The sequence below is a fragment of the Candidatus Burkholderia verschuerenii genome (assembly GCF_001189365.1).
In the GTDB taxonomy this organism is placed as follows: domain Bacteria; phylum Pseudomonadota; class Gammaproteobacteria; order Burkholderiales; family Burkholderiaceae; genus Caballeronia; species Caballeronia verschuerenii.
This window is the reverse complement of the sequence record NZ_LFJJ01000419.1, coordinates 1-1105: the sequence shown is the minus strand read 5'-3', so window position 1 is coordinate 1105 and position 1105 is coordinate 1. Positions and strand designations below refer to the sequence as shown.

Sequence of the window (1105 nt, the reverse complement as noted above, 5' to 3'; positions counted from 1 at the left end):
GCGGCCTGGTCGATGCCCGCGATCTCGTGCATGCCAACAAGCGTGCGCTTGCCGCGTGCGCCGAGACGGCCGCCAAGGCGAAGAAAGCGCAACGCTGTACGATCAATGTGCCCGCGCCGGAGCAGTATTAAACCCCCTGCGACTTCGCGTTGATCCGGTTTGGGTCGTCTTTTGGTTGGCCTCACAGAAGTTTTGCGCTGGTGCCTTGCTTGGCCAGTAGCGTGACGGCCTTCTTGTCGAATGACACGAATGTTTCGCCACCGAGCCATTGGCCATCAAAAGCAATTACTCCGTCCGCGAAGTCGCCGCCGACATCGAGGACGGCTAGGCCCGCCTCGACGGCGGGACGATTGACGACAACATTTTGCGCGTCGATCAGACCCCGGATCGCGCTGGCGATGTCCTGGCGCGGCATTGCGGCTCGGGTGCTTAGCACCCACGCCAGTTCGCACAGCGAATGCACGCTGATGGCCACGAGGTTTGCGCTTTCCATCGTCTCAACGGCAACGCGGCCTTGTGCTTCGTCGTCTGCGAGGACCAGGCGCAGTAGGACGTTCGTATCGGCTGTGATTTTCATTTATCGTCCAGACCGGCCATGCCCGCCGCCGCGCCCGCTTCTGCGATCGCGTCGTTAATGTCCTCGATCGAAAGCCGCGCGCCGTTGCCCTTGCTTTTGAGCATCCCGTACAGTTCTCGCCAGGCTCCTTTGTGCCGTGCCGCTTTCAATTCCGCCTTGCCATCCGGCAACAAGTCCAGCTCGATCTTTTCACCCGGCTGGATGCCCAAGTGCCGGAGCACGTCCTTGCGGAACGTGACCTGCCCCCGCTCGGTGACTGTTAATGTCGTCATGGTTGCTTCTCCAAAGGATCAGCCTTAAATATAATGTTGTTCTGCATTACATGCAATCATTCTGCCTGCCGTGTCGCGGAACTCGTAAAACCAGCGACATCTCCCTCCTGTCCAGCAAAGCCCCAGCCCGCCTAGGTTTCTATTGTCGCATATCTTTGTCGCACGTTATAGAATAATGCGACATAACTTGCGACAGGTGAGCCATGACCAACAAACCAACGTCCGGCCTGCTGATCGGCTATGCGCGCGTCTCCAC

3 protein-coding genes are annotated in these 1105 nt (G+C 58.8%); 1 reads left to right on the top strand and 2 read right to left on the bottom strand.

Translation table 11 applies throughout. From position 1 onward, the window contains the following. Positions 1–5 precede the first annotated feature (5 nt). The gene (locus BVER_RS36145; RefSeq protein ID WP_369094849.1) at positions 6–131 is read left to right on the top strand and encodes a DUF6118 family protein; all 126 of its coding nucleotides are present in this window, start codon (positions 6–8) and stop codon (positions 129–131) included. A 50-nt stretch (positions 132–181) separates the two neighbouring features. Here BVER_RS36145 and BVER_RS29550 read toward each other — a convergent pair whose 3' ends face one another. Both BVER_RS29550 and BVER_RS35835 read right to left on the bottom strand, forming a co-directional pair. Continuing rightward, positions 182–577, bottom strand: a complete 396-nt coding sequence (locus BVER_RS29550; protein WP_050456233.1) for a type II toxin-antitoxin system VapC family toxin — start codon at positions 575–577, stop codon at positions 182–184. Continuing rightward, positions 574–849, bottom strand: a complete 276-nt coding sequence (locus tag BVER_RS35835; RefSeq protein ID WP_050456232.1) for an AbrB/MazE/SpoVT family DNA-binding domain-containing protein — start codon at positions 847–849, stop codon at positions 574–576. Before BVER_RS35835 ends, BVER_RS29550 begins: the two co-directional genes overlap by 4 nt. Positions 850–1105: the final 256 nt, after the last annotated feature.

Coding starts and splice junctions, on each gene's coding strand:
- BVER_RS29550 (WP_050456233.1), bottom strand. CDS start 577: ATGAAAATCACAGCCGATACGAACGTCCTACTGCGCCTGGTCCTCGCA.
- BVER_RS35835 (WP_050456232.1), bottom strand. CDS start 849: ATGACGACATTAACAGTCACCGAGCGGGGGCAGGTCACGTTCCGCAAG.